25 protein-coding genes are annotated in these 25574 nt (G+C 64.3%); 13 read left to right on the forward strand and 12 right to left on the reverse strand.

Annotation, left to right across the window (positions count from 1 at the left end):
• Positions 1–19: 19 nt before the first annotated feature.
• Complete coding sequence (locus MU553_RS20405; protein WP_247381160.1) at positions 20–1003, forward strand: ABC transporter substrate-binding protein; 984 nt, start codon at positions 20–22, stop codon at positions 1001–1003.
• 2 nt (positions 1004–1005) lie between these two features.
• Entirely contained in the window at positions 1006–1974 is a 969-nt protein-coding gene (locus MU553_RS20410; RefSeq protein WP_247381161.1) for an ABC transporter substrate-binding protein, read from the forward strand.
• Between the two features lie 30 nt (positions 1975–2004).
• Here the strand turns inward: MU553_RS20410 and MU553_RS23815 are convergent, their stop codons facing one another.
• From MU553_RS23815 to MU553_RS20425, 3 genes are all read right to left on the reverse strand, one after another.
• Positions 2005–3282: an ABC transporter substrate-binding protein gene (locus tag MU553_RS23815; protein WP_247381162.1), complete on the reverse strand. Its 1278-nt coding sequence runs from the start codon at positions 3280–3282 to the stop codon at positions 2005–2007.
• Between the two features lie 188 nt (positions 3283–3470).
• Positions 3471–4652: a sodium:calcium antiporter gene (locus tag MU553_RS20420; RefSeq protein WP_247381163.1), complete on the reverse strand. Its 1182-nt coding sequence runs from the start codon at positions 4650–4652 to the stop codon at positions 3471–3473.
• 117 nt (positions 4653–4769) lie between these two features.
• Positions 4770–5084 carry an ArsR/SmtB family transcription factor gene (locus MU553_RS20425; protein WP_247381164.1) on the reverse strand — a complete coding sequence of 105 codons (315 nt, stop codon included), beginning with the start codon at positions 5082–5084 and terminating at the stop codon, positions 4770–4772.
• Positions 5085–5233: 149 nt separating this feature from the next.
• Between MU553_RS20425 and MU553_RS20430 the strand changes: the two genes are divergently transcribed.
• Positions 5234–5536: an amphi-Trp domain-containing protein gene (locus MU553_RS20430; RefSeq protein ID WP_247381165.1), complete on the forward strand. Its 303-nt coding sequence runs from the start codon at positions 5234–5236 to the stop codon at positions 5534–5536.
• Between the two features lie 4 nt (positions 5537–5540).
• On the opposite strand, the gene MU553_RS20435 is transcribed toward MU553_RS20430, so the two are convergent.
• From MU553_RS20435 to MU553_RS20450, 4 genes are all read right to left on the reverse strand, one after another.
• Positions 5541–6293 (reverse strand): ABC transporter ATP-binding protein, encoded by a 753-nt coding sequence (locus MU553_RS20435; RefSeq protein ID WP_247381167.1) that lies wholly within the window; start codon positions 6291–6293, stop codon positions 5541–5543.
• 67 nt (positions 6294–6360) lie between these two features.
• Complete coding sequence (locus MU553_RS20440; protein WP_247381169.1) at positions 6361–7407, reverse strand: plastocyanin/azurin family copper-binding protein; 1047 nt, start codon at positions 7405–7407, stop codon at positions 6361–6363.
• A 31-nt stretch (positions 7408–7438) separates the two neighbouring features.
• Complete coding sequence (locus MU553_RS20445) at positions 7439–9217, reverse strand: pyrroloquinoline quinone-dependent dehydrogenase (RefSeq protein ID WP_247381171.1); 1779 nt, start codon at positions 9215–9217, stop codon at positions 7439–7441.
• A gap of 3 nt (positions 9218–9220) precedes the next feature.
• Positions 9221–10126: a twin-arginine translocation signal domain-containing protein gene (locus MU553_RS20450; RefSeq protein WP_247381173.1), complete on the reverse strand. Its 906-nt coding sequence runs from the start codon at positions 10124–10126 to the stop codon at positions 9221–9223.
• Positions 10127–10452: 326 nt separating this feature from the next.
• On the opposite strand from MU553_RS20450, the gene MU553_RS20455 reads away from it, so the two are divergent.
• From MU553_RS20455 to MU553_RS20465, 3 genes are all read left to right on the forward strand, one after another.
• The gene (locus MU553_RS20455) at positions 10453–11259 is read left to right on the forward strand and encodes a DUF8054 domain-containing protein (RefSeq protein ID WP_247381175.1); all 807 of its coding nucleotides are present in this window, start codon (positions 10453–10455) and stop codon (positions 11257–11259) included.
• Complete coding sequence (locus MU553_RS20460; RefSeq protein ID WP_247381178.1) at positions 11256–12287, forward strand: sodium:calcium antiporter; 1032 nt, start codon at positions 11256–11258, stop codon at positions 12285–12287. Before MU553_RS20455 ends, MU553_RS20460 begins: the two co-directional genes overlap by 4 nt.
• A gap of 81 nt (positions 12288–12368) precedes the next feature.
• Entirely contained in the window at positions 12369–12749 is a 381-nt protein-coding gene (locus tag MU553_RS20465; RefSeq protein ID WP_247381180.1) for a DUF2892 domain-containing protein, read from the forward strand.
• Positions 12750–13154: 405 nt separating this feature from the next.
• On the opposite strand, the gene MU553_RS20470 is transcribed toward MU553_RS20465, so the two are convergent.
• Together MU553_RS20470 and MU553_RS20475 are read right to left on the reverse strand one after the other, a co-directional pair.
• Entirely contained in the window at positions 13155–14024 is an 870-nt protein-coding gene (locus tag MU553_RS20470) for an ATP-grasp domain-containing protein (protein WP_247381181.1), read from the reverse strand.
• A gap of 75 nt (positions 14025–14099) precedes the next feature.
• Positions 14100–14717 carry a class I SAM-dependent methyltransferase gene (locus MU553_RS20475; RefSeq protein WP_247381182.1) on the reverse strand — a complete coding sequence of 206 codons (618 nt, stop codon included), beginning with the start codon at positions 14715–14717 and terminating at the stop codon, positions 14100–14102.
• A 376-nt stretch (positions 14718–15093) separates the two neighbouring features.
• Here MU553_RS20475 and MU553_RS20480 point away from each other — a divergent pair, with 376 nt between their 5' ends.
• Together MU553_RS20480 and mmsA are read left to right on the forward strand one after the other, a co-directional pair.
• Positions 15094–15441 (forward strand): helix-turn-helix transcriptional regulator, encoded by a 348-nt coding sequence (locus MU553_RS20480; protein WP_247381183.1) that lies wholly within the window; start codon positions 15094–15096, stop codon positions 15439–15441.
• A gap of 166 nt (positions 15442–15607) precedes the next feature.
• Complete coding sequence (gene mmsA, locus MU553_RS20485; protein ID WP_247381184.1) at positions 15608–17077, forward strand: CoA-acylating methylmalonate-semialdehyde dehydrogenase; 1470 nt, start codon at positions 15608–15610, stop codon at positions 17075–17077.
• On the opposite strand, the gene MU553_RS20490 is transcribed toward mmsA, so the two are convergent.
• Positions 17050–17202, reverse strand: a complete 153-nt coding sequence (locus tag MU553_RS20490; protein ID WP_247381185.1) for a hypothetical protein — start codon at positions 17200–17202, stop codon at positions 17050–17052. The two genes, mmsA and MU553_RS20490, sit on opposite strands and share 28 nt — an antisense overlap.
• Positions 17203–17680: 478 nt before the next feature.
• On the opposite strand from MU553_RS20490, the gene MU553_RS20495 reads away from it, so the two are divergent.
• On the forward strand, positions 17681–18223 hold the full coding sequence (locus MU553_RS20495; protein WP_247381186.1) for an OsmC family protein: 543 nt from the start codon (positions 17681–17683) through the stop codon (positions 18221–18223).
• Between the two features lie 75 nt (positions 18224–18298).
• On the opposite strand, the gene MU553_RS20500 is transcribed toward MU553_RS20495, so the two are convergent.
• Positions 18299–19261, reverse strand: a complete 963-nt coding sequence (locus MU553_RS20500; protein ID WP_247381187.1) for a ZIP family metal transporter — start codon at positions 19259–19261, stop codon at positions 18299–18301.
• Positions 19262–20053: 792 nt separating this feature from the next.
• Here MU553_RS20500 and MU553_RS20505 point away from each other — a divergent pair.
• The 3 genes from MU553_RS20505 to MU553_RS20515 are packed head-to-tail and all read left to right on the forward strand — an operon-like array spanning position 20054 to position 22771.
• The gene (locus MU553_RS20505; protein ID WP_247381188.1) at positions 20054–21478 is read left to right on the forward strand and encodes a cytochrome ubiquinol oxidase subunit I; all 1425 of its coding nucleotides are present in this window, start codon (positions 20054–20056) and stop codon (positions 21476–21478) included.
• Positions 21471–22469 (forward strand): cytochrome d ubiquinol oxidase subunit II, encoded by a 999-nt coding sequence (locus tag MU553_RS20510; protein WP_247381189.1) that lies wholly within the window; start codon positions 21471–21473, stop codon positions 22467–22469. The genes MU553_RS20505 and MU553_RS20510 overlap by 8 nt, the downstream gene beginning before the upstream one ends.
• Positions 22469–22771, forward strand: coding sequence for a hypothetical protein (locus tag MU553_RS20515; protein WP_247381191.1), 303 nt, complete (start codon positions 22469–22471; stop codon positions 22769–22771). The genes MU553_RS20510 and MU553_RS20515 overlap by 1 nt, the downstream gene beginning before the upstream one ends.
• Positions 22772–22815: 44 nt before the next feature.
• On the opposite strand, the gene MU553_RS20520 is transcribed toward MU553_RS20515, so the two are convergent.
• Entirely contained in the window at positions 22816–23025 is a 210-nt protein-coding gene (locus MU553_RS20520) for a DUF8073 family membrane protein (protein ID WP_465262027.1), read from the reverse strand.
• A 917-nt stretch (positions 23026–23942) separates the two neighbouring features.
• On the opposite strand from MU553_RS20520, the gene MU553_RS20525 reads away from it, so the two are divergent.
• Entirely contained in the window at positions 23943–25532 is a 1590-nt protein-coding gene (locus MU553_RS20525; protein WP_247381195.1) for an oleate hydratase, read from the forward strand.
• Positions 25533–25574: the final 42 nt, after the last annotated feature.

Genomic DNA, 25574 nt, shown 5'->3' on the forward strand with positions numbered 1-25574 from the left:
TCGTTGACGTTCCACACTGGTGAAGCTATTCGTGTCTCACAGCGCACTCGACGCCCACCACGACGACCCGGACGGCCGCACCGTGATGCGCGCCCGCTTCGAAGAGAACGGCAGCCCACGGTACGTCCTGTATACGATCAAGAAGTTCGGCCTCGACCACGACGCCGGGTTCCACCTCGACGTCGAACTCGTCGCCGACGACATCGAAGACGACCTGGAAACGGTCGAGGCCAAGCTCCAGCACGGGGACGCCGACCTCATCGACATCGACTACGTCTCGACCGCCCGCGAACGGGCCGACGGCGCCCCAATCGTCGGCATCTACCCCTACGGACGAACGGTCGGCGGACTCGTCGTCCCTGCAGACTCCCCGATCGAGGGAATCGACGATCTGGCTGGCCACCGCGTCGGCGTCGTGCGCCGACTCGACAAGAACTGGATTCTCACGCGGGCGGCCTGTCGGGAGTTCCACGACTACGACCCGGACGAGGAGGCCGAAGTCGTCGAGGCCGGTTCGAAGTCGGGACTGACCGCGATGCTCGAACGGGGCGAGGTCGACGCGGCGCTACAGTTCTGGCAACTCATCCCAGCCATCGTCGACGGCGGCGCGTATCGCGAGGTCCTGCCGATGTCGGATCTGGTCCAGCGGCTCTCGGCCACCGACGAGAAGATCCCGGTCTCGACGTTCCTCACGACCGAGTCGTACCTCGAGGCCCATCCCGACGCCGTCAGGGGGTTCCGCGAGGCGTACCGCGCGGCCGTCGACCGGCTCCGGCGCGACGACGACCTCTGGCGCGAACTCGGGGCGGAGATGATGGACGGCGCAGACGACGCCATAGTCACCGCCGTCCGCGACGGCTGGCGAGAGATGGTCGTCCGGGACTGGAACGACGAGACCGTCCGGGGAATGCACCGGCTGTTCGAACATCTGCACGACGTTGCGGGCACCGACGTCCTCGGCGTCGACCGCATCCCGGAGGGCACCTTCCGGCTGGAGGTGTGAGGGTGACCCGGACGATCGACTTCCAGCTCAACTGGGAGCCAAACGGGTTCCAGGCGCCGTACTTCCTCGCCCGCGAGCAGGGGTTCTACGCGGAGGAGGGCCTGGACGTGCGGTTCGTCGAGGGCCACGGTTCGCCGTTCGCCGCCGAACAGGCTGGACAGGGTCGTCGCGAGTTCGCACTCGCGGGCGGCAGCGCCGTCCTCTCGGTCCGGAGTCAGGGCGTCGACCCGCTCGCCGTCGCGGCCGTCACCCAACAGACGCCGGCAGCCATCTACACGCTGCGTGACGTGTTCGGGGAGCGACTCACCGACCCCCAGCAACTCGCCGGCCGCACCGTCGCTCCCTCCGCGACCAAAACCCGCATTCTCACCGCTCAGTTGCTCGAATCTACCGGCATCCGCGAGGAGGTCGAACTCCTGCCCGTCGACGAACACACTCATCACCGCGTGCAGCACAAACTGCTCGACGGCGAGGTGGACGCCGCCGTCGGCGTCGTCACCAACGGCCTCGAACTCGAACGCGAGTACGACCGCCCTGCCGACGAGCTACCGATCGGCGAGTATCTGGACGTTTATGGGATGACGCTCGTGACCAGTCCCGAGTTCGCCCGGGAGAACGACGATACCGTGCGCTCGTTCCTTCGGGCGACGGCCCGTGGGTGGGCGGCCGCGACCAAAGACCCGACTGGGGCTATCGACGCGCTGGTCGCTCGCAACGCCACGCTCGAACGCACTCGCGAGATCGAGCAGGCGAAGTTCGAGACCGCGGCCGCCGACCTGCAGTTCACGCCACACGTCCGCAAAATGGGCTGGGGCCACCACGACGCCGATCGCTGGCGGTCGCTCGCCGGGACCCTCGCTGACACCGACCTCCTCGACGGGCCGGTCGATCCCGACGCCGCGTGGACGAACGAGTTTCTCGACGACGCGCCGCCGATCACCGACTACGCCGGGCGGATCGGTCGCCGCTGAGGCCGGCCCGTCCGGGCGCCCGTCGGCTGGTCACTCCGTAAGGAGGTCGACCTGCGCAAGCACGCCCCGCAGCCGTTCCCAGTCTTCGGCCTGGTGCCAGCCCCAGCCGTGGGCCGCGACCGCGTCGCTCGTCCATCCCGTCTCGATGGCGTCCTCGAAGGTTTGGCGCGCCCGCGCGGCGGACTCGTCGCCGTCAACGGCGCTGGCAGCGACCGCCGGGTCGGCGCGAGCCCGGGCGACGCCGACCATCGTTCCGGCGAGGAAGTCCGCGAGCACGGATCGGGCCGCAGCGAGCGCTTCCTCACGCGCGACGACGGCGGGACCGTAGATGGGAAAGCGGTCGCCGAGGCGAATCGTGTCGACAGTCGCGTCCCCCGTTCGGACCCGAGCCGGATCCGAGAGCGAGCCGGTGACCGCGTCGACCGTGTCCGCCAGCAGTGCGGTCCGTTCCTCGCCCTGGAGATCGATCACGGTCACGTCGTCGGCGACGCCCGCCTGACGCAGGTAGAATCGCCCCAGAAGGCCGATCTCGGAATCGACGGGCATGCCGAGGCGACGACCGCGGAGTTGGGCGACGCGCTCGAACGGTTCTCCGAACGCCGCCCGCGTGGTGTAGAGAACAGCGAGCGCTCGCTGGTAAAGGAGCGCCAGCGGGACGACTGGCTGCTCGTCCGCGACGGCCCTGAGAAGCGTGGTCGAGCCCACGATGCCGAGCAGCGAGTCGCCCGCGACGACGTCTCGAAGCGCCGCACCGGAACCGGTCCGCGGCGCGAACGTGACCGACAGGTTCCGCTCGCTGTACGCACCAGCCTCGCGTGCCGCGTACAGGGGCGCCTGGAGCCCGTTCGGTTGCCAGTTCAGACTCACCGTGATCGACCGGGTCTGGTGCGGCCCATCAACCTCGTCGGCGTCGTGATCGGGCGCAGACTCGTCGGCAGTGAACTCGGTGGCGCGGTCGAGGAGTGCTCGCGCGTGGGTCGCGTACACCTGCGCGAGAATCGTTTTTGTGTCCGCGTCGACGCGCCAGGCCGACGGCGGCCGCCCCTGCCCGTCTGTCTCGGCCGTCGTCTCGGTCACGAGTCCGGCCTCGACGAGCGACGAGAGCGCCGCCTTCGCCGCCGACCGGCCCAGTTCCGTCCCGATCCGGACGGCGAGGAGCGTCGCGGGCTCCTGGCCGAACTCGTCGGCCGCCTCGCGGCGGAGCAGATACGCGAGGACGCGCGCTTCCCGGTCTCCCAGACCGACGCCAAGACGTCTCACGAGGTCGCGATCGGCCGCCGTGAGTACCGGATACCGCTCGATTCGCACAGTCGAGATCCCCGTGTCGAAACGGACTCGCTGTCCGTCGTACTTAACGTGCGACGCCCCAGATCACCACGCGTCGGCCGACCTGTCCGGACTGCTGCCTCGTGTAGACAGTCGTCGACTGAACGCTTAACCGTTGTCCGTGGCCCAACGAGACCCGGCAACCAGTCACGACCGACTGGCGACCGGGTTCAGCCGCTGATCGGAAGTCCCCCGAACACGACGAGCGCGACGAGCCAGTAGACCACGTAGAGGCCTCCGAGGAGATAGCCGTGCCATCGTTTCAGGCGCCCCTCGAAGAGGAAGTACGCGGCGAGTGCAGTCCCGACGATCACTGCAGGCAGGTGGAACGTCAGTACCGACCGAGAAATCGCGAGGTCACTCAGCAGCATGATGACGCCGACGTTGCCGGTCACCGAGAACAGGACACTCCCGATGACGTTCCCCACGCCGATTTCGGGGACGCCCCGTCGAACTGGTTCGATCGTGAGCATGATATCTTCGAACGTGAGGATCGCAGTCAGAACGGTTGCTCCGAAGACTGTCTCCTCGATGCCGAAGCCCTCGACGGCGGCTTCCGACCCTGCCTCCAGCAGTATCGACCCGAAGACGATTCCCCCCAGTGCGAGCACGCAGAGGCCGAGCCAAATCCACCCGGTACCTGAATACCCGCCGACGAGGCGATCTTCGGGGATCTCGGCGACGCTCGGTGGCAGCGTCACGCCACCGTCGACCTGAACCTCCTCGCCGAGTTCGGTATTTCGGAACACAGGCGTCTCACGCTGATACTCCCTGGCGATGAGGTATACGAATATAACGAGAAAGGCTCCGAGGAGCAAGAGACCGTGGACGAAGGTTAGCGTCCCTGCGAGGACAAACGGCACCAACATGACCGGCGCCAGTGCGAACAGCAACACGTAATCCGGCGGGAGATCGACCGGGAAGGGTCGGATGATCGCAGCGAGTGCGAGAGTGATGCCGATGATCGCCAGGCCCGTTCCCAGTGCCGTCCCGAGAGCGACGCCCTCGAGATCGCCCGCCGAGAGGACGAGCGCGAGAATCGTATCATCGAACTCGAACCCAGTGAAAACGATCGCGAGCGCGAACAGCGACATCCGCAACCCGAGCGCCGCCCTCGTTAGATAGCTGATCAGTTTCTCGACACAGGCAGTCAACAGGAGTGCCCCGACGGCGAGGACGAGCACCGTCCCCAGCAGTCCCTGGTCGTCGACGAAGCCCTCGATCACTCCTTCCAGACCACCCTCACCTTCTTTGGCATCCTCTCCAGTTCCCTGGGCGGTTGCCGGAGTGACCACCAGGGCGACCGCCAGCAGTACGACGAGCGGCACGGTCAGGAACCTGGGTGCGGCCATACCGCTCTCTTTCCACGCTCACCCATTTGGTCCCTCGTTGTTGTGGAGGCAAATTCGTTGGAATCTTATACACGCGACCAACCGAGCGTGCCGGTGCTGTCGACAGAACAGCACGAATCACGACTCGCCGGGCGCCTGCTCGCCGTCGTCGCTCGACCGGTCGCCGTCGGCGGTGGCCTGGAGGATGAAGGTCCGTTCGGGCGGCGGTGCGGCGCGCAACGTGACGGTCCGGACCAGTTGGTAGTACTTGCGATTGCCCCGGTGATACGGCTCGACGAGGCCGGCGTCTTCGAGGGTCCGGAGGTGATGGACGGCGGTTTTGCCGTCCATCCCCACTTCCTCTGCGAGTTCCGTGACGTACTTGGGTTCGTGCGAGAGCGCCCGGAGGATTTTCAGTCGCGATTTGCTCCCCAGTACGTCGAGCAGGGACATACGCAGACTACGGGCGGGACCCGGAAAAGCACACGTCAGAGCCCGAGACAGGCTGGTGTGGATGCGGCCGGCACGTGTGGGGAACCGGCACGTATCGAGAAACGGTCCCGGAATGAACGGTTACTGTGTCTGCGCCCGTAGCTGTGGCCATGAGCGATCGCGTCGAGTTTCCGGACGACCGCGACACCAGTCAGAAGACGGTGACTGACGGTTTCTTCGAGCGCGAAGTGCACCTCTCCCGGGCTGAGACGGCGACGTTTCTGCGGAACCTGGCCGACCAGATCCAGAGCGAACGCCGGCTCACGATTTCGACGGCCGACTGGGAGATCCCCTTCGAGTTCACGGAACCGATCGAGGTCGAGGTCGAGTTCACCGGCGGCCGCAAGGACGAACTCGAGATCGAGATCGAGTTCACCGAGCCGCGCGGCGGCAGCGAGCTCGACGTGAGCTAGCCGGTCACTGGATCGCGTCGGCTCCCTCCGAGAGCACCGTCCGGACGGTCGCGACGGTTCGATGGAACGGCGCCGATTCGAGCACCGTCTCGTCTCGCGGCCGCGGCAACTCGACGTCGACCGCCCGGACGATTCGCCCGGGCGGCCCGCACATGACGAAACACCGGTCGGCCAACAGCACGGCCTCCGGGACGCTGTGCGTGACGAACACGATGGTTCTGTCCTCGCGCTGCCAGACGCGACGGACCGCGATGCCCATCTCCTCGCGGGTGAGTTCGTCGAGTTCGCCGAACGGCTCGTCCATCAAGAGGACGTCGGCACCGAGGTGGAGCGCCCGGGCGATCGACACGCGCTGGTTCATCCCACCGGAGAGGGCCGCGGGACGCGCGTCTTCGTAGCCCGCGAGTCCCATCGTCGCGAGCAGGTCCCGGGCCGCCTCGGGCGCCGGGTCCTTGCCAGCCAGCCGCCGCAGGAACGTGACGTTCCCCAGGGCGGATTTCCAGGGCAACAGCGTGTGGTTCTGAAAGACGAACCCGAGATCACCGGCGGTCTGGGCCGCCGCTGGCGGTCGGCCGTCGACCCGCACGTCGCCGGCCGTCGGCGACTGGAGGCCGCCGATCGCTCGCAGGAGCGTCGTTTTCCCACAGCCCGACGGCCCGAGGATCGTCACGAACTCGCCGTCCCGGACCCGCAGGTCGACGCCGTCGAGGGCACGCGTCTCGCCGAACGAAACGGTCAGGTCGTCAGTTCGAATCATGGCTCTGTGAACGACTGCCCGGGAAACCCCGGGCGCCGTCAGCCAGCGGTCGTCACGCGGTTCGCCGTTAGGTTCCCCCGAGATTGAGGTCGCCGCGCATCGCGACCGGGTGGTACTGACAGTAGTACTGATACATGTTCTCTGAGGCGACGAACTTCACGGTCTGCCACGAGCCGGCCTGCTGGATGGTGTCCGAGCGAACCAGCGATTCGTCGTCCTCGGTCTCGATGAACCAGTTGTGCGGTGCGCCGTCGGCGTTCACCCACACGATCTCGTAGGTCTCCCCGGGCTCGACGGGGAGTTCCGGGTTCTCCTGGCCCTGAATCTCCTGTGGGGCCTGTGCGACCCACGCCGGGACGGAGCCGACGAACCTGAACGTCTTCGCAGGGTCCGGTGACGCGCCGGCGAGGTCGCCGGTGGCGTTGCCGGTCACGTTTCCAGTCGCGTTCCCGGTCTGGTTCTCCGAGGCGTTCTGGACGCCGGAGATGTCCGTGAATCGGGCCGTCGGATTGGCGATGTTCTCGCCGGTGGCGTTCCCGGTCCGGTTCTCGGGCAGGACCGACTCGTTCACCGCGGGGGTGCCCGGCCGCTCCGTGACGTTCACGGGCGGTCGCGGCGTCGGCGTCGCCGTCGTGTTGTTGACGTCGCCGCGCGGACCGGTCGCGTTCACGGCGGTGACGTTGCCGGTCTGGGTCCCGGCCGCCCCCTGGACTGCGACGGGTCCGACTTCGTGGCTGTGCTGTTCGCAGTAGTAAGCGGTGAGACTCGGCCTCGCGGTGAACGTGACTCCCTGTGCACCGCCGGGGTCGACGACGTTCGTTCGGAACATCGCGATCCCGCCCGGGTACGCGTCCGTCATGACGAGGTTGTGGGCCTGGTCCGACTCGTTTTCGACCACGACCCCGTAGCGCTGGCCAGCCGACAGCTCCAGCCGGGGGCTGGCCTCCTCTGCGATTGCCTCGGGTTCGTTCCCGACGAACCCGTCGTTGGTCATCCGGAGTCGATAGATCTCCGCGAGGTTCTCCTGTCCGCCGGCCTGCCAGGCGGCCCCGACGCCGAGAACGCCGACTCCTGCCGCCGCGAGAAACGATCGCCGTGTTTGTTGTGACGTCATTGTTGATAGTGGTGAAATATTGTGCGTCGACTCACTGCTGGCCCTGCTGTCCCTGCTGTTGACTCTGCTGGCCCTCCAGCGCGAAGACGGCGACCGTGCTGCCACGCCGGCCGTGTCGGAGCCAGCCGCTTCCGCCGACCTGCACGGCGACGTACTGCTTGCCCGTCCCGGGGTCGTACCAGCTACTGGGCGAGGAACTGATCGGTGCGCCGAGGTTCGGCGACTCCCAGAGGCGATCGCCGGTTTCGCTGTCGTAGGCGACGAACTTGCCTTTCTGCGTGCCGAGGAAGGTCAGCCCGCCGGCCGTCGACAGGGAGCCGCCCCACAGGTAGTTCTGGTCGTCGATCCACTCGCGCCAGACTCGCTCGCCAGAGACCGGGTCGACCGCGACGACGGCGCTCGTGTGGCCGTTCCAGCCCTCCGGGTTGGAGACGTGCGGCCAGTCGTTGAGCGCCCCGCCCCAGTAGGTTTCGCCCGGCGTGTACTCCTCGTGGAGCCACATGAGTTCGTGGGGCGTGTTCTGCTGTTTCATGTACACGAGACCGGTCTCCTGACTGTAGGAGGGCGGCTGCCAGTCGTTGCCGCCCTGCGCCCCCGGCACGTAGGAGATCCGCCGCTCTTCGTCGATATGGGGGATCATCTCCCACATGTTGATGTGCTGGACAGTCTCCTCGCTCCGGCGGAGGAGCTTCCCGTTCTCGGCGTCGTTGGTGTACACCCAGCCGGTCTTCCCGGCGCTCACGACGATGTTCCGGCTCTCCCCGTGGAGTTCCTGGTCGCGGATGAGGACCTTCGGCGACGAGGAATCGTAGTCCCAGACGTCGTGGGCGCTCTCCTGGAAGTTCCACTGGAGATCGCCGTTGGTCGCATCGAGCGCCAGCGTCCCGCAGCTATACGGGTTCGGCCCAGGGCGGACGGCTCCGTTGAAGTCCGGGCCGGGGTTGCCCATCGGGCAGTACATCGTGCCGGATTCCTGGTCGAGCGTCGGCGTCATCCAGGTCGTCGCACAGCCCTGCTCGTAGCTCGTCTCGACCCAGCGCTCCGGATCGGTCGTGTAGGTGCGCCAGAGGATGTCGCCGTTTTCGGGATCGAGCGCGGCGACGAACCCGCGGACGCCGTACTCGCCGCCCGCGCTCCCGGTCAGCACCTGATCGTTCCAGACGATCGGAGCCCACGTGGCGGAGTATCCCTTCCGGTAGTCGGCGGTGCTGGTGTACCACTGTGGTTCGCCGGAGAACCGGTCGAGCGCGACCATGCCCGAGTCGAGCGTGGTCATGTACACCTTGTCGCCGTAGACGGCGAAGCCGCGGTTGTTCGAGTCACAGCAAAGCAGGAGCTTCGTGTTCGCGCCCTGGTTGCCGTGGACTTCCTGCGGATTGGAGTAGGTGTAACTCCAGAGAACGTCCCCGTTCCGGGCGTTGATGGCTTTCCCGTGGTTCGGCCCGTTCGTCTGGTACATGATCGGGGGGTCCCCGGGAACGACGATCGGCGTCCCCTCCATGCTGTTGGAGACGCCCGTCTCGATCAGGTACTCCAGTTCCAGATCGCTGACGTTGTCCGTCGTGATGGCGTCGGCGGTGGTGAAGCGCTGCTGTTCGTAGCCGCCGCCGTACATCAGCCAGGCCTCGGGGTTCTGAGCCGACTGGTTCAGCATCTGCTGGGTGATGTCCTGCTCTGGAATCTGCTGAATGTCGTGCTGGTGGACGACGTCCTCGTCGGGCGTGTTCCGCAGCGTGTAGCCGTCGTCGATCTCGACGAGTTCGATCGCCTGGGCCGCCTTGACCGCCTCGTCGTTGTCGAGTGCACTCATCGCTTAGTCACCCCCCGCGCGCGGCGCACGTACGTCGTCGGTAATTCGGTACAGGTCGTTCGTCAGGTCCTCTTGTCCCATGATCATGCTGGCCGTCCCTGCCGTCAGTGCGGCCGTGAATTGACTGTCCGTCAGGTCAGCAGCGCCAGCGACGTCACGGGCTGCCAGCGACACGAGGTTCGCGCCACCGAGCATGGATTTCACGTCCCACATCCCGCGCTCGATCAGGTCGTCCGTGAGCAGGTACTCCATCTGCCAGAGACGCGTGTCGAGGTCTTCGATCCACAGCGCGACCCCGCCCATGGCTCGCTGGTGGAGCGGTGCGACGTGTTCGAGGTCGAATTCGACGCCGTCGGGAATCTCCTTGGTCGGCATCCACCGCGCGAGTTGGCCTCTGTTGGTCGCGACGTTGGAGATGAGTGCCGTCATCTCCGCCTCGTCGAAGCCGGCGTCGGTGAGCGCCGCCGCGAGCGGTTCCGCGGTGACGAGTTCACGCGCCGTCGATTCGATGTGGTCCGTCGTGAACGCTGGTAGGTTCGCCTCGGCTGCGGCGAAAAAATCCGCCTCCGCGAGGTGGTCATACACGCGCCACACGGGTGTGGCGACCTCCTGATAGACAGTGCTGTCCGCTGCCGGGACGCCCATCGCTGTAAGCGCCGGTACTCGGTCGATCTGTGCCCCGATGTTCGCGAGTTCTGCTTCGATGAGTGCCGCGTCGAGGTCGGCCGAGAGGTCGGCCCGGATGGCCTGTCCCATCGCCGCGAGTTCTGCGGCGCCGTCGCTCTCGACCGCGTTCCTGAGCTCGCTCATCGTGAGCTCAGAGCCCGCTGCGGCCGCGCCCGCAATCCCCAGTACCTTCAGGAACTGCCGGCGTTCTTCGTGGTCGATTTGTGGTGTCTCGTACGTCATTGTCGGGTGTGCCCTGCCCGTGTTACGTGATAGCGTGACACAGGCCGCACTCCCGTTCCATAGCAATCCGCTTAAGAATTCGTGGTTCCGTTTTCGATTCTGCACCGAGTCCCAACCGATCGGCTGCCATCAGAGAATCGAGTGACAGCGATCGGGTATCCCGCGCGCAAGTCACACGGGCGGTGCGTGGGAGTAGCTGGCCCCGGCGACCAGTTACGCGACGATGGTTTCCACGTCGGCCCCTAAAAAGGATGCCCAGAAAAGGTTAAGTTACGTCTCGCTCCCCCAGACGAATCGTTATTGGTCCGGACGTGGAACGAGGAGTGATGGACCCGGTGCTCGAACGGGTGAGAGCTGCCAGCGCGCGGCTCACGCAGCCGGCATACACCGGCACGAATCGGTGTCTCCCGTGTACAGTCCTCAACGTCGTGATCGCGGTTGCCATCAGTAGCGTCCTCGCGGCGAGACGCTCCGTGGCGACCGGCGTGACCGCCCTGTCCTTCTGTTCGGCGATCATCTACCTTCGCGGGTATCTCGTGCCGGGGACGCCGACGATCACGCGCGAATACGCACCACCGTGGTTCCTCCGACTGTTCGGCAAACAGCCCTCACGCCCGCCGTCGATCGACGTCGACGCGGTCGCAGCGGAGCGAGCCGGCGATGCGCAGTCTCCCGCAGTCTCCGACGCGTTCCGTGCCGCCTGGCGGGAGCGTATCGCGGAGCTGCGAGGTGACGACCCCGATCCGCGGCAGGTCGCGGAGACCCTGGGAGTCGACGCGAGCGATCTCTCGGCCGTCCCGGGGAGCGTCGCGTACGTCCTGGACGACGATCTGCTGCAGTGGGAATCCGAGCTCGCGCTCGTCGCGGACGTCGCCGCCGCCGACCTGCTTGACGCCCGATCTGACCGCTGGGCGCACCTGTCGCCCGGCGAGCGCCGGCGCGTCCTCTCGACGCTGCGGAGCGCGTTCGAGGACTGTCCGCGATGTGGCGGCCCGCTCGACCGGACGACGGCTCGGCTGGACTCCTGCTGTACCGACCCGACGACGGTCGTCTCCGTCACGTGTCCGGACTGCGGCGCGTGCGTACTGCATCGTCCCCAGGACGACTCGGGAACTGACGCGGCAGATCGATGACTGTGCTCTTCCCCAGCATTCCACCCACACTGGGTGCGCTCGTGCTCTTTCTGGCCGGCGTCGCGCTGGTCGTCGAGAGCGTCGAGCGGTTCGTCGAATCGGTCGCCGAGAGCGCCCTCTCCCTGGGCTTCTCGGCATTTTTCCTGACGGTCGTGCTCGCCGGAACCGACCTGGAGAACGCGATCCTCGGCCTGGCGGCAGTCTTCGGTCGGCTGCCCGATCTCGCTCTGGGCACCGTCTTCGGGGAGGCGCTGTTCATCCTCGGCGTCGCGCTCGGGATCGCTGGTATACTGAGTCCGTTCGAGACGACCGTTCCCCGGTCCTATCTGCTGTTGACGGTCGGCTCGCCGGCGCTGTTTTTCCTCCTCGCGGCCGATGGGACGGTGAGTCGGCTCGACGGCGGCGTGCTGACGCTCGCGTTCCTCCCCCTGCTCGGGGCTGTGTACGTCCTCGAACGGCACACTGACACCCAGTATCTGTCGGCGGAGGAAGTCGCTGACCGCATCGAAGCCGACGGGAACCAGCACGCGAGCCCGGACGGAGGGCCCAGCGATGCCGACAGTGACGAGCGCGTGGCGTGGTGGACGCTCGCCGTCACGCTACTGGCGGTCGTCGGGATGACGGTCGGGTCGGAACTGGCCGTGATCGGTGCCCGAGACGTACTCGCGACGCTGGGTATCTCGGGCCTGGCCTTCGGCGCGACCGTGATGAGTTTCGTCGCGTCGCTCGAAGAGCTCTTCCTGACCGTCGAACCGGTCCGACAGGGACGGCCTCACCTCGGGATCGGCAACGTCGTCGGGAGCATGCTCTTTTTCGTCACGGCCAACGTCGGCGTCCTGGCACTAGTCCATCCGCTCACGACCGACGGCGCGGTCGTGACCGTCCACTGGCCGTTCTTCCTCGGTTCGCTGGCGCTCGTCGGCGCGATTCTGTTCAGGGGCCGGGTCGGCCGCCCCGAAGGCGCACTGTTGCTCGCAGTTTACGTGGGGTACTGGGCGGCGAACGGGATGGGCCACCTAGTGGGCTGAGCGGGGGAATCACGCGCGAGTCACACCCACGTTCTGCAGGAAACAGTGAGCATACAAGCGTCCGTGGCGTCGTATCTACGTATGGAGCTACGAGATGCCCTCCCCGGCGGTAATCGCGCGGTGAACGTTCTGCTCGCCGTCGTGTTCGCACTGGTCTCGATTCGCTCGCTTCGAAACGGACAGCGACTGCGAGGCGCGCTCGCGGGTGCTGGAGCGGTCGCGTTCGGCGCAGGCGCGACGAAGTCACGAGCGTCCGAGAGCGACGACGGCTCCGAGTACGAGATCGGGGCGGACTCCGCTGGATCAACCGGGACGGAACCTGAGACAGTCACCGAGACCGCGTCCGAGGAGCAAGCGGCGACGCACGGGTTGACCTGTGCGAGCTGTGGCGACCCCATTCGCCCCGGACAGCGACGGGGACCGAACGAGAACGGCGTCATCGTCCACGACGACTGCGCCTGATCGGCCACCGTCGCTCTGTTTTTCACGTTCGTCTGTCGTCAGCGATCGCTCTCGCTTCGATTCCGACCACGACGCAAACTATCGGCAGACGACTCTCACTGTGATCGGACAACGGCCGCGACAGAGGCAGACACAACGTCCAACACGGTGGTTTGGGAACACCGACACAGTTCGAGGCTGCACTCACCAGAGCCTTCGAGAGCGGATTCACTGGAGACGCCATCGACCGACAGCGAGTCGCTCTCAGACCGGCGTCGTGTCCTCCCGTTTTTCGCCGAAGCGTACAGCGGTCGTGGTTGTGGTCTCGGCTGAGACCACGAGCGTCCGGCCGAGTCGCCGGACAGGAACCGACTCGGAACGTCGACGGGACCCACTCCGGGGTCACAGAGCGGCAGTGAGACGTCCTCAGTTCGGGGGCACCACGAGGTCGGCCAACCGCTCACCGGCGGCTGGGTCGACCCGGAAGAACAGTTCCGGTTCGATGAGTTCGACTTCGACGAGCCGGAACGTCCCTGCCCGCTCGATCCCGTCAACGCGTGCGTAGCGGGGGGCGCCGCCGAACCGATCGGTGATTACGTCGACGACGTGCTTGGCCTGCGTTCGGAGCCCGTCGCTCGGCGTCTCGACGTGGACGCTCCCACCGTATTCCTCCTGGACTCTGAAATCGCCTGCCTCGGGACGCTTCACGACGGCGTGGCTGTACTCGCCGCCGAAGAACACGAGCGACCACTCGCCGGCGGTGATGTCGGCAGCGAACTCCTGGACGAGGAGGTCGTTGTCCGCGACGAGCGACTCGACCCACGGCTGCGCGGCGTCGGCGTCGTCGCTGGCGATCCGTCTGGTCTCGAACGCACCGGCGCTCACGGCCGGCTTGACGATGAGTTCCTCCCACCCGCGGTCCTCGAACAGCGCCGCGAGTGACACGTCGCTTCCCCGGTCGACGTAGGCCGTCGGCAGCGTCGGGACGCCGCTGTCGGCCAGGTCGCGGAGGTAGAACTTGTGACTGTTCCACCTGAGGAGGTCGGGACGATTCCACACGTCGCAGGGTGCGGCGGCGAGTTCGTCGACCCACTGCGAGAACGCGGCCGGGCGCTCGTAGTAGTCCCAGATCGACCTGACGACGACGACGTCGTAGTCGCTCCAGTCGACGGCGTCGTCGGACCAGACCACGGGATCGACCGTCGCACCGCGGTTCCGGAGCGCCTCGACGAACGAGGCGTCGTCGTCGACGAGCGAGGGGAGATCGGCACAGGTGGCGAGGGCGATATCGGTCACACCTGCGGTAGCGAGGTGTCGGGAATATGGATTGTGTTTGCGTCGCCGCGAGGACGGGTTCGCGTGGCGGCGCGGTCAGGGGGTTCGGAACACCCGGATCGTATCGCGGGCCGTGGGTTCACAGAGCAACTGTGCGAAGCCGACGTCGGTGAACACGGCTTTCCAGTCCCTGTGATAGAGCGGGAACTCGTCGTCGACGTAACTGACGCCGTCGTTCTCCCGGCCGCGCTTCGGGCTGTTGCCTTCGTTTTCCGCGGTGATGAGCAGATCTGCGGTGATCTCTGCGACCGTCTCGAAGACCCACTCGTCGTCGGGGTGGATGTGTTGGAGCGTCTCGACCGAGTAGACCACGTCGAACGCGTCAGGGTCGACGCCGGTGACGAACTCCTCGAGGGCGGACGTGTGGAACGTCCCGGTCTCGGCCAGTCCGGGATAGTGCTCGGCCATCACGTCGAACGACTCGTCGTTGATGTCGATGCCGGTGAGGTTCTCGTACCCGTTGTCGTACAGGTGGGCGAGGTGTCGGCCGGAGCCACAGCCGAGTTCGAGGATCGCCGCATCGGTGGTGACGTAGTGGTCGAGGACCTGGAGGAGCGTGTCACTCACTTCGTTCGGACCGATCTCGGCGTAGTATTCGGGCGAGTACTTCCCGGAGCGCTCGGCCCAGTCCTCACGGACCTCGTTCGGTTCCATACGGACACCTTGCGACCGAGCCGAAAATAGCTCGTCGATTGGCGAACACGCTCTGGGGACGGCCGGACGACAGCGAGAGACGCGTCGGCGACTCCCCGCAGCGTAATTTGGACGCCCACAGCTCACCTGCGCTACCCGACCGATCACCACCAGCATTGTACCGTGACGACCATATTCTGAATGATAAAGTGGCATAGATATCCCGTCCGAGTCGTCGCAATCGATATCGATATAGACAAAAGAGTGGGAGTACCTACAGCCTACTTGTCCAGAGATCCTGTGAAATTAACGGGCCGACTGGTCGCCACGCGACATAGTATTGTGGTGTCATGGGAATGCTGGACAACAAGCAGACGAACCACAGTGAACTCCCACCATGGCTACTATCCAAGAACCTACTATCGACGCCGTCGAATCGTTTACTGATCTCAGCACCTTCCAGCGGGAGATTCTGCTCTCGATCGCCAAACTCGAAGCAGCAAATACCGACGCGTACGGACTCGCGATCAAGCGGGAACTCGAAAACGTCTACGAAGCGGACGTCAACCACGGTCGACTGTACCCCAATCTCGACGACCTGGTCGCCGCAGAACTCGTCGAAAAACGCGCGCTCGACAAACGCACGAACGAATACACGCTGACCGAGCAGGCCGAGCAGTTCCTCACAGAACAGCGTGACCGTATCGCTGGCGTGCTCGACGACTACCGCGACGCCGACCAGTAGAGGAGTGTCGTTAATCTGCCAGTTTTGCGGGGCGTGTGAGGGCCGGCGGGACGGGTAGTCGCGTCCGTGAGCGCACCCATTCAAACAGTACGAATCAGGCGGCGAGCCCGGCCGTCAGGACGATTCAGCAAGTTTGTTAGGCAGGCTCGCTGTATCTCGGGGCATTGTGACTCGGGCAGGACGAACAATCAGCGACCCGGATAACTACGTCGACGGCGAGTGGACTGCGCCGTCGGCCGACGGACAGGACGTGTCGAACCCAGCGACGGGCGAGCGCTTGGCGACGGTCGACTTCAGCTCGGCGAGCGACGTCGACGCGGCAGTCCAAACCGCTACCGCGGCATTCGATCAGTGGCACCGTCGACCAGTCGAAGACCGCATCCAGCCGCTCTTCAGGCTGAAGCGTCTGTTAGAAGCGCACCTCGACGAACTCGCGACCGTGCTGGTTCGTGAACACGGCAAGACACTCGCTGAAGCGCGCGGCGAGCTCCGCCGCGGCATCGAGAACGTCGAGGTCGCCTGTGGCATGCCGTCGCTGCTGCAGGGCGGACACGTCGAACACGCAGCGCCGGGCATCGACGAGACGGCCGTCCGCAAACCCCTCGGGGTGTTCGCGGCGATTACGCCCTTTAATTTCCCCGGGATGATCCCGCTGTGGTTTCTCCCCTACGCGGTCGCGTCCGGCAACGCGTTCATCCTGAAACCGAGCGAGCAGACACCGCTGACCGCCCAAAAGCTGTTCGAACTCATCGACGAGGCGGGCTTCCCCGACGGCGTCGTCCAACTCCTGCACGGAAGCGTCGACACCGTCGACGCCATCCTCGAACACGACGGGATCGAGGGCGTCTCGTTCGTCGGCTCCACGCCCGTCGCCAGGCACGTCTACGAGACGGCCGCCACGAACGGCAAACGCGTCCAGGCACAGGGCGGCGCGAAAAACCACGTCATCGTCTCGGCGACGGCCGACCTCTCGTACGCAGCCGAGAAGACCGTGGGCTCGGCGCTCGCCTGTTCGGGAGAGCGCTGCCTCGCGAACGACGTCGTCTGCGTCGAAGCGTCCGTCTACGAGGAGTTCCTCGACCTCGTGGTCGCGGAAGCCGACCGACAGGTCGTCGGCAACGGACTCGACGAGGAGACGACCATCGGCCCGCTCATCTCCGCAGCACACGAACAGCGCGTCCGCGAGTACGTCGAAACTGGGATTCAGGACGGCGCAGAGTTAGTCGTCGACGGTCGCGACGCGACCGACGCAGCTGCGGACGGGAACTTCCTCGGCCCCTGCATCTTCCGGGACGTCACGTCGGACATGACTATCGCGACCGAAGAGATATTCGGCCCGGTGCTGGGCGTGATGCCCGTCGAGAGCGTCGAGGCGGGTATCGACGTGTTGAACGAGAGCGACTACGGCAACGCCGCGAGCCTCTTTACGGACCGCGGGTCCGAGGCACGGCTGTTCCGCCGCACCGCCCAAGCCGGAAACCTGGCGGTCAACGCCGGAACGGCCGCTCCGATGGCGTTTTTCCACTTCGGCGGGCAGAAGGACTCGTTTTTCGGCGACCTCCACGCCCAGGCCGACGACGTCGTTCGGTTTTACACCGACGAGACGGTCTACATCGAGCGCTGGCCGGAGACGTAGCGGCGCTTCCGTTGCTCGTCACCGGACACCACGAGCTGCCGAACACCGCCGATCGTTCCCTCACTGGGATTGCAGTCCACTGACGCGGTCCGGCCGTCGGGCGTGAGCATCTCCGAGCGGCTCACGGTATCGCAGAACCGATCGACGCCGAGGGCGCGTCTGTGGTGTCCAGCGCCTCGCCGAAGTGACCGGCGAGACCGGCGTCTTCAGACACCCGATTTCGAGTTAACGAATCGGGTGCCTGGGAACGATGCGGCGCCACTCCGACGGGACTCATACCGTCTCTGGACAGCAGTGAGCCTCCGTGACCGTGTCACCGAATTCGTCAGTTTGCGTGGGCTGTTGCGTCTCCCACTGTCGGCCGTCCTCGTGCGCTCGCTGTGGCAGTCTCGTTACCCGGAGTCGTGCTCTCTCGTTGTGAAGGCGCTAACAGCCCTGTGCGTCAGCCGTTGACATGTATTGTACAAAGTGTACAAACCACTTGTGTGAAATCGGTTGTGCTGCCGGAGGATGGCCAGAGCGTTCCGTCGACAAACACCAATAATGTTGTCAACCACGGAGTTTACAACGCCGTCGGCCGAGATGACATTGTGAGACCAGTACATGACTGCCAATAACGGGATCGACCTAGAGAAGTTCGAGCAACTGACGGCTGCGGCAGAGGAGGATGCATCGAACGCCGAGTTTCGGTTCTTCGCCGAGACGGAGTGGACCGGTGAGACGACGTGTAAAACCACTGTCAGTGACATCGAGAAGGGTGGAACGCTCGTCGACTCACCGGAGTTTACGATGGAAGGCGCGCTGTTCGGGCATCGGGAGGCGCCCAACGCGCTCGAACAACTACTCTCCTCGCTCGGCACCTGTCTGACGATCACCTACGCGGCACACGGTGCGAAAGAGGGCATCGAAATCACGGAGATGCGTTTCGAGTTCGAGGGCAGCGTCGACATGCGCGGCCTCCTCGGACTCGGTGACGACGTCCGCGCAGGCTTCGAGAAGATCGAGTGTACTGCCCACATCGAATCGCCGGCCTCGACTGCGGAACTCGAAGAGCTCAAAGCGTCCATCGGGTCCAAGTCACCGATCGTCGACAGTCTGGAAAACGAGGTCACAGTCGAGATCGACCACTCGGAGCCGGACCAGTAACGCAGGCCTCCCGACCGAGCACTGCGATCGGCACTTCGCTCGTTTCGACTGCCGGGCTGATTGTCAGGTTGGGGTCTAGACCAGCATCAGCGGGATCATGAGCAGGATGCCAGCCGCGACGCCGGCGGTGAGTTCGCGGTAGCCATCGCCCTGGAGCGTTTCGCCGATTTCGAGCGCTTCAGGGATGAACTCCGTAATGACGAGATAGATCATCGCACCTGCGGCAAAGCCGAAGCCGAACGGGAGGAAGGCTCTGGCCCAGGTGACGAACACGAACGCGAGGACGGCCCCGATCGGCTGTGGGAGCGACGAGAGGACTGCCGCACCGACCATGCGCCACTCGCTGACGCCCATCGACCGGAGCGGGATCGAGACGGCGACTCCTTCCGGGACGTTGTGGATCGAGATCGCGATCGTCATGAACACGGCCAAGACGGGCACCACGACGCCGAATATCGGGACGCCGCCGCTCAATCCGACGTCGGCGAACGAGACGCCGATCGCCACGCCCTCCGGGAACGAGTGAACGGTCAAGATTCCCAGGATCAGCGCCAGTTTTCGGAGATCGCCGTCAGCGACCGCCGTCGACACCAGCGGCTGGTCGTCCGGGCGGGACTGCTGTGTCGACGTGTCGGCCGTGGGCTGGTCTGCGGTGCCCGCCGACACGTGGCCGCCATCGGTCTGATACTCACGACTGCTGTCGGTCGCCGCCCGGTCGCTGTCAACGCCGGCAGCTGCAGCCGTTGCGCCGACGTCTAACCGATCGATGACGGCATCGGCGACGATCACGAGCCCGACGCCCGCCACGACCCCTGCACCGAGGAGAAGTGGCAGCCCGCTCGTGGCAGCGAGACCCTCGGCCAGCAGCCCGAAGCCGGACGCTGCCAGCATGATACCCGAGGCGAGTCCCCAGAGTGCGACGTTCCAGCGATCACTGATCTCGTCGAAGAGAAAGAACGGTATTGCACCCAGTCCCGTCGCGAGCGCCGTCACGAGTCCCGCACCGAACACGAACGCTATCGCCTCGATACTTACCACTGGAAAGCCCCTCCTGTCGCCATCGTCTTCGGGAGTGTTTCGGTCATGCCTGTACTATGAACAACCGCCTACAGCAAAATATATTTTGGGTTCTGGAAACCAAATTTGCGGACATCAAAATAGAACTTGCCGATCACCCCTCGGGCGGGCAGTCGAGCAGCAGTACTATAGTAGTCTCCAGAAGTCTTTGCTCACAGTCTACTCGGTCAGGGCGTTGCGAGCCTGAAAACAGACCTGCTGACGCTCGTGAACAGTGAAAATTTCTGCTGACTACGATAGCTGGGGTCACCTGGGCAGTACTACAAATGTCTCCGGGATCTCGCCGGAAGACGTGGCGTCCGAGTGGAGACGCCGAGAGACGTCCGTCCGAGAAGGTGTGGATGTCCTGATCACAGGACAGTGGCACTGTAGAGCGGGACACAAGGGCGCTGGTCTTGTGCTGTCCTGTGACAATTCAACCTTGGTGCGATGGAGCGTAAATCCCTCGTTGATTCTCAGCGCGTGAGAGTTCGTGCAACTATGGCGTCTAGGTCACCAGGAAGGCGACAAAGTGTCTGGGACGCTCGAGAACTGCGTCTCTCGTAGTGCGTCCTGCAGAGTTGTGGGCCTGGGGCTGCGTCGAACCATCGTTGTCAGCCGGGAATCAGTTCGTCGGTCTGATTTGCCAACTGATGGGGAAAAAAGGATAGGTGCACGCTGTGCCTAGACGAGCCAACGCGCCGACCGCCTCAGCGCGGTCACAGAGACCTGTAATCGGACCGAGACCATCTGAGCCGCCGACGTGATCGATCAATGTTAGATCCAGTAACAGCAAGCCGCCTGCAGTTCGCCGTGACGACCATCGTCCACATCATCTTTCCCGTGATGAGCATGGGGTTAGCGCCCTTCCTCATCTATTTCACGTGGAAAGATATTCGCTCTGGAGAGCCCATTTACGAGCAGTTACGGCGGTTCTGGACGAAGATCTTCGCCATTAGTTTCGTCGTGGGGACGGTGACGGGAATCGTCCTCGAGTTCGAGTTCGGGACGAACTTCGCAGTGTTCTCGACGGCCGCCGGCGAACTGTTCGGCGGCCCGCTCGCCTTCGAGGGGATGATGGCGTTCATGCTGGAAGCGACGTTCCTCGGTATCTTCGTCTTCGGGCGCGAGCGCGTCGGCAACGCGCTGTACATGATTTCGGCCGTGGCAGTCGGGATCGGGACGTGGTTGTCGGCCGTCTGGATTCTCATCGCCAATTCGTGGATGCAGACCCCGCGCGGCTACGAACTGGTCACGCAGAACGGCCAGCAGGTCGTGCGACTCACTGAGCCGATGGCGGCGTACCTCAATCCCCGGTTCCTCTGGATGTTCGTTCACATGCAGAACGCGGCCGTCGAGTCCGTCGCGCTCGTCATGGCTGGCCTGGGCGCGTATTTCGTCTTTCGCCACTACGTCTGGGGCTACCCCATCGAACAGGTCGATTTCTGGGAGCGGACGCTCAAGATCGCCCTCGTCGTGTTGCTGATTACCGCGCCCCTTCAGGTGGTCCAGGGCGACCTCTACGCCCGTCACGTGTACGAAACCCAACCCCAGAAGTTCGCGGCGATGGAAGCCATCTGGGAGACGGATTCGTACGTTCCCGAGTATCTCATCGCGTTCCCGACGAGCGTGGAAGACCTCCTCGACCCGCGCGCGAAGGACATCTTCGGCATCGGCATTCCCGGCGGGGCCTCCTGGCTCGCCAGCGGCGGCAACCCGGAGGCCACGATACGCGGGCTCGAAGAGTTCGAAGGGCCACAACCCCCGGTCGCGCTCGTGTTCTGGTCGTTCCGCATCATGGTCGCGCTGGGCTTCTGGTTCATCCTCCTGGCGGTCTGGGGCGGCTACCGCTGGTGGCGCGGCGAACTGCTCGAGGACGACCTCCTGCACAAGGCGTTGATGGCCTCGACGCCGTTGGGTATCCTCGCCGTCCATCTGGGCTGGATCGTCACTGAGGTCGGACGCCAGCCCTGGATTATTCAGGGGGTAATGAAGACCAGCGAGGGCGTCTCGACGACCCTGTCGAGCGCCGAGGCGACGGCGTCGCTGGCCGGGTTCGCGTTCGTCTACTCCCTGCTGCTCGTGCTGTACGTCTACGTGATCGTCCGAATCGTCCGTGACGGTCCCCCGGCCGTGAGCGACCTCACCCACGCGGACCGCCAGGAACCGTCCCCGTCAGAGGTGGGCGTCGATGACTGACGGGTGGCTTGCCAGTGGCCCGCTGTTCGGGCTCCCGCTCCCGGACCTCTGGTTCGGCTTGGTGTTTTTCATCTTCGGCACCTTCCTGTTTCTCGACGGGTTCGACTTCGGCGCGGGGCTACTGTTCGCGACCCGGGCGGACGAACAGGAACGCGAACAGTTCCTCGCCGCGATCGGGCCATTCTGGGACGGCAACGAGGTGTGGCTGGTCGTCTTCGGCGGAGCCCTGTTCGCGGCGTTTCCGGCCGTCTACGCGAACCTGTTCAGCCGCCACTATCTCCTGATGTTCGCCATTCTCGGGGCGCTCATCGTCCGCGGCCTCGCCCCCGAGATGTACGAACAGCGCCACGACGACCGCTGGCAGCGGTGGTGGGGCCGGGCGTTCGTCGTCGGCAGTATCGCGGCGCCCTTCTTTCTCGGCATGTTCACGGCGAACTGGCTGGTCGGAGCTACGACCACTATCACGCTCCCCGCCGTCGTCGTGGGCCTCACGGTCGTCGCACTCACCGTCGTCGACGGCGTCGCGTTCCTGCGCCTGAAGACGCGTGGCGACGTCCGCGCCGACCTTCGGACGGCTGGCTACCAATCCCTCGTCGCGTATCTCGTGCTGGTCGTCGTGACTCTCGGATACGTCTACGTCGGCGTGCCCGCGCTTCGCGCACAGCTGCTGTCCCCGCTGGTGGTCGCGCTCGTCGCTGCGACGCTGCTTTTCGCTGTGGTGTACGCCGCTGCGACGCGGTTCGACCGCTATTACGTCGCCTTTGCGGCAGCGGCCGGCCTGGTGTACACGCTCGTCAGCCTCGTCGCTAGCCTGATGTATCCCCAGGTCGACCCAGCGGTCGCGTTGACCGTCGAGACAGCTATCGTTTCGACGATCCCGCTCAACATCATGTCGATCGGGGCAGCCCTGCTCTTGCCGCTAGTTTTCGTCTACTTCATCGTGCTCTACTCTGCGTTCAGCGGCCCGATCGAAGCGGGGGAATCGTACTGATGGGCGACGCCAGTGACGTCTCGACCGGCGATGCAGATTCGGTTTCGGACGCCGGCGACAAAGAGGGCGCGTCGGATGCTAGCGGTGTATCAGGCGAGCCACCGCGACTGCTCTCCCGCGTGCTCGTCACCTGGATCGAACTGACAGTCGTCGGTATCACGGGCGGGCTCGCGGGTGCGACAGTCGGTGGTCCGCCAGGATTCATTATCTACCTCCTGACCACGCTCGTCAGTATCGGCGTCCTGTTCTACAACGTCGACGCGCTCATCACGCGGCGCATGCGAGCGGCGCGGTTCGGGTAACGCCGGCCGCCAAGAGAGACCTCGTGGGCGGTGCTCTGTTACTCTCACTCGTCGGCGTGGAGCCCGTCCCCGAGCCATCGCCAGTAGAGACCGATGCTGAAGGCGAGCAGGATGACCGCGATGCCGACGATGCGGAGCAGTGGACCAGCAGTGCCCCGCAGAAACAGACGGGAGACACTCACGCCGATGAGGAGGGCGACAACGAAGACTGCCAGCAGGAGCATTACAGTCGCCGTCTGGAAGCTAGGAGACATCGTTATGAATACAGGCTACTGAGCGCGACTGATCCAGCGGTGCGTGGCATAGTAGAGCATATGTCATGGACGGTTACGAGCGTACCGGTCGCACTGGCGGCTGGACCAGTGACTGCGAGCCGAGGTGAAGGGTCGACACGCAGTTCGTCGTGGGGAGGACTCGAAGAGCACCACTCAGAGACCCTGATCACAGCCAGGTCGCCGATAGCTCTCCGGGGAGAGACCACTGGCAAGACGAGAATCGGTCGAAAACGTCCGGAGGAGAAGGGTTGGATGGCAATAGTCACAGGACGTTGGCACTGTAGTCGGGACACGTGGGCGCTGGTATCGCATCGTCCTGCGACACCACATTCTTAGAGCCAAGTGAAGCAAGCCCGGCGTCCGTTCTCACGGCCCGAGAGTTCGTGCAACTATGATGTCTAGCTCGCCAAGAGGTCACCAATATCACACGTACCAGTACCGCACTCTCGTAGTCACATCGGCCTGCCACCGGAGTCTACCCGGAAGAAGAACAACGAGGTACGTAGTATTCAGTGTTGGTTGCCAGACAGCCGTTGTTCTCGTACGGATATTTGGCTCGGATGGCCGTGGTGAATCGCCACACGCGGCGTAATTTCACTGTTATACTGCCTGCTTGACAGTATAGACGACACATCGAGACGAATTTACTGACAAAGATCTGTTTGAATAGGTAGTTATATCTGCCATTATTGAATAACTGCTGTGATATATCGCACATTCTCTTAAAAATCCTTATCGCTTCGCCTATTCAATTGTGATGAAACGACAGGTTCCCCTGTGAGGTCGGCAGCAATCCAGAGGACGATCCATGACACCACTACTAGCACTTCAGCCGAATACAGACCGTATGACTGCCCACGCTCATTCTCGAACGAGTACGCTGTTGGAGGGATTGCATGCTCGGTGAGCAGACGCCACACGTCGCCGACCGCGAAGCCCACGTCGTTGGCGGTGGTATCGCCGGCCTGGCAGCCGCGGCGTTCCTGATTCGCGATGGAGATATGCCTGGCGAAAACGTTCATGTCTACGAGAAACTCGACGTCTTCGGTGGGGCGATGGACGGTGCAGGCAACCCCGACGAAGGGTACGTTATCCGCGGCGGACGCATGTTCAACTTCCCCGCCTACGAATGTACCTGGGACCTCTTCCGAACGATCCCTTCGCTCGAGGACTCCAGCATCTCGGTCAAAGAAGAGATAAACGAGTTCAACGAGATCCACGAGTCATATGCGCAGACCCGGCTGGTCGAGAATGGCACCCGTCTCGATGCCTCACAGTACGAACTGAAGATGCACCACCGGATCTCACTGGTTCGACTTCTACTGACACCCGAGGAACGACTCGGGGACACCCGGGTCGAAGAGTGGTTCGACGACGACTTCTTCGAGACGAACTTCTGGTACATGTGGGCGACGATCTTCGCCTTCCAGCCGTGGCACAGCGTCGCTGAAGTCCGCCGGTACATATATCGTTTCCTTCACGTGTTCCCCGGTCTACACACCTTGGAAGATATCGACCGGACCAGGTACGACCAGTATCATTCGATGATCCTGCCGCTTCGGCGCTGGCTCGAAACCCGTGACGTGGACTTCCAGCAGGACCGTCGCGTGACCGATATGGACATCGTGACGTCGCGAGCAGGGCGGACTGTCGAGCGGCTCCACTACGAGACCGGAGACGGCACCGAGAGCGTCGCGGTCGAACCCACGGACCTGGTCTTTTTCACCAACGGTTCGATGACCGATGGCTCGGATCTCGGGGCATGGGACGAAGCACCCGAAACGAACGAGACCGGAGCGTCCTGGGAGTTGTGGCGGTCGATCGCCGAGGACAACACCGGGTTCGGCGATCCCGAGGTCTTCGCGGGTAACGTTCAGGAGACCAAGTGGGAGTCCTTTACCGTCACGTTGCACAACACTGATCTATTCGATCACATCGTCGAATTCACCGACGAGGAGCCGGGCAACGGGCTGGTGACCTACGTCGACTCGTCCTGGCTTCTGTCCACTGTCGTCGCAGCCCAGCCGCACTTCCCGAACCAGCCTGACGACGTGAAGATCTTCTGGGGGTACGCCCTGTTCACCGACCAAGAGGGCGATTACGTCGAAAAGAAAATGTCCGAATGTACCGGACGAGAGATCCTCGAAGAGCTCTGTTACCACCTGCAGTGTGTGGATCGCCTGCCGGAGATCCTGGAGGACGTGGACTGCGTGCCGTGCATGATGCCGTTCATTACGGCCCACTTCCAGCCCCGGACGCCCGGCGACCGGCCGCAGGTCGTCCCCGATAGCTCGCACAATCTCGCATTCATCGGGCAGTACGCCGAACTCCGACGCGACGTCGTGTTCACCGTCGAGTACTCGGTGCGGACGGCGATGACCGCCGTCTATGACCTGCTCGACCTCGATGAGGAGATTCCACCCGTGAGCAAGCACTACCGCAAGCCGGGCGTGCTCGCAGATGCAGTGAGCGCCTCGTTCGATTGACTGGCAACGGCTGTGCTGTTGCCAGTCATGCCATCTTGCACG

The organism is Halorientalis brevis, from assembly GCF_023077655.1.

Bases quoted from the DNA above. Each gene is read 5' to 3' on its own strand.
- MU553_RS20420 (WP_247381163.1), bottom strand. From the start codon at position 4,652: ATGGCCGCACCCAGGTTCCTGACCGTGCCGCTCGTCGTACTGCTGGCG.
- MU553_RS20425 (WP_247381164.1), bottom strand. From the start codon at position 5,084: ATGTCCCTGCTCGACGTACTGGGGAGCAAATCGCGACTGAAAATCCTC.
- MU553_RS20430 (WP_247381165.1), top strand. From the start codon at position 5,234: ATGAGCGATCGCGTCGAGTTTCCGGACGACCGCGACACCAGTCAGAAG.
- MU553_RS20435 (WP_247381167.1), bottom strand. From the start codon at position 6,293: ATGATTCGAACTGACGACCTGACCGTTTCGTTCGGCGAGACGCGTGCC.
- MU553_RS20440 (WP_247381169.1), bottom strand. From the start codon at position 7,407: ATGACGTCACAACAAACACGGCGATCGTTTCTCGCGGCGGCAGGAGTC.
- MU553_RS20445 (WP_247381171.1), bottom strand. From the start codon at position 9,217: ATGAGTGCACTCGACAACGACGAGGCGGTCAAGGCGGCCCAGGCGATC.
- MU553_RS20450 (WP_247381173.1), bottom strand. From the start codon at position 10,126: ATGACGTACGAGACACCACAAATCGACCACGAAGAACGCCGGCAGTTC.
- MU553_RS20455 (WP_247381175.1), top strand. From the start codon at position 10,453: ATGGACCCGGTGCTCGAACGGGTGAGAGCTGCCAGCGCGCGGCTCACG.
- MU553_RS20460 (WP_247381178.1), top strand. From the start codon at position 11,256: ATGACTGTGCTCTTCCCCAGCATTCCACCCACACTGGGTGCGCTCGTG.
- MU553_RS20465 (WP_247381180.1), top strand. From the start codon at position 12,369: ATGGAGCTACGAGATGCCCTCCCCGGCGGTAATCGCGCGGTGAACGTT.
- MU553_RS20475 (WP_247381182.1), bottom strand. From the start codon at position 14,717: ATGGAACCGAACGAGGTCCGTGAGGACTGGGCCGAGCGCTCCGGGAAG.
- MU553_RS20480 (WP_247381183.1), top strand. From the start codon at position 15,094: ATGGCTACTATCCAAGAACCTACTATCGACGCCGTCGAATCGTTTACT.
- MU553_RS20495 (WP_247381186.1), top strand. From the start codon at position 17,681: ATGACTGCCAATAACGGGATCGACCTAGAGAAGTTCGAGCAACTGACG.
- MU553_RS20505 (WP_247381188.1), top strand. From the start codon at position 20,054: ATGTTAGATCCAGTAACAGCAAGCCGCCTGCAGTTCGCCGTGACGACC.
- MU553_RS20510 (WP_247381189.1), top strand. From the start codon at position 21,471: ATGACTGACGGGTGGCTTGCCAGTGGCCCGCTGTTCGGGCTCCCGCTC.
- MU553_RS20515 (WP_247381191.1), top strand. From the start codon at position 22,469: ATGGGCGACGCCAGTGACGTCTCGACCGGCGATGCAGATTCGGTTTCG.
- MU553_RS20520 (WP_465262027.1), bottom strand. From the start codon at position 23,025: ATGTCTCCTAGCTTCCAGACGGCGACTGTAATGCTCCTGCTGGCAGTC.
- MU553_RS20525 (WP_247381195.1), top strand. From the start codon at position 23,943: ATGCTCGGTGAGCAGACGCCACACGTCGCCGACCGCGAAGCCCACGTC.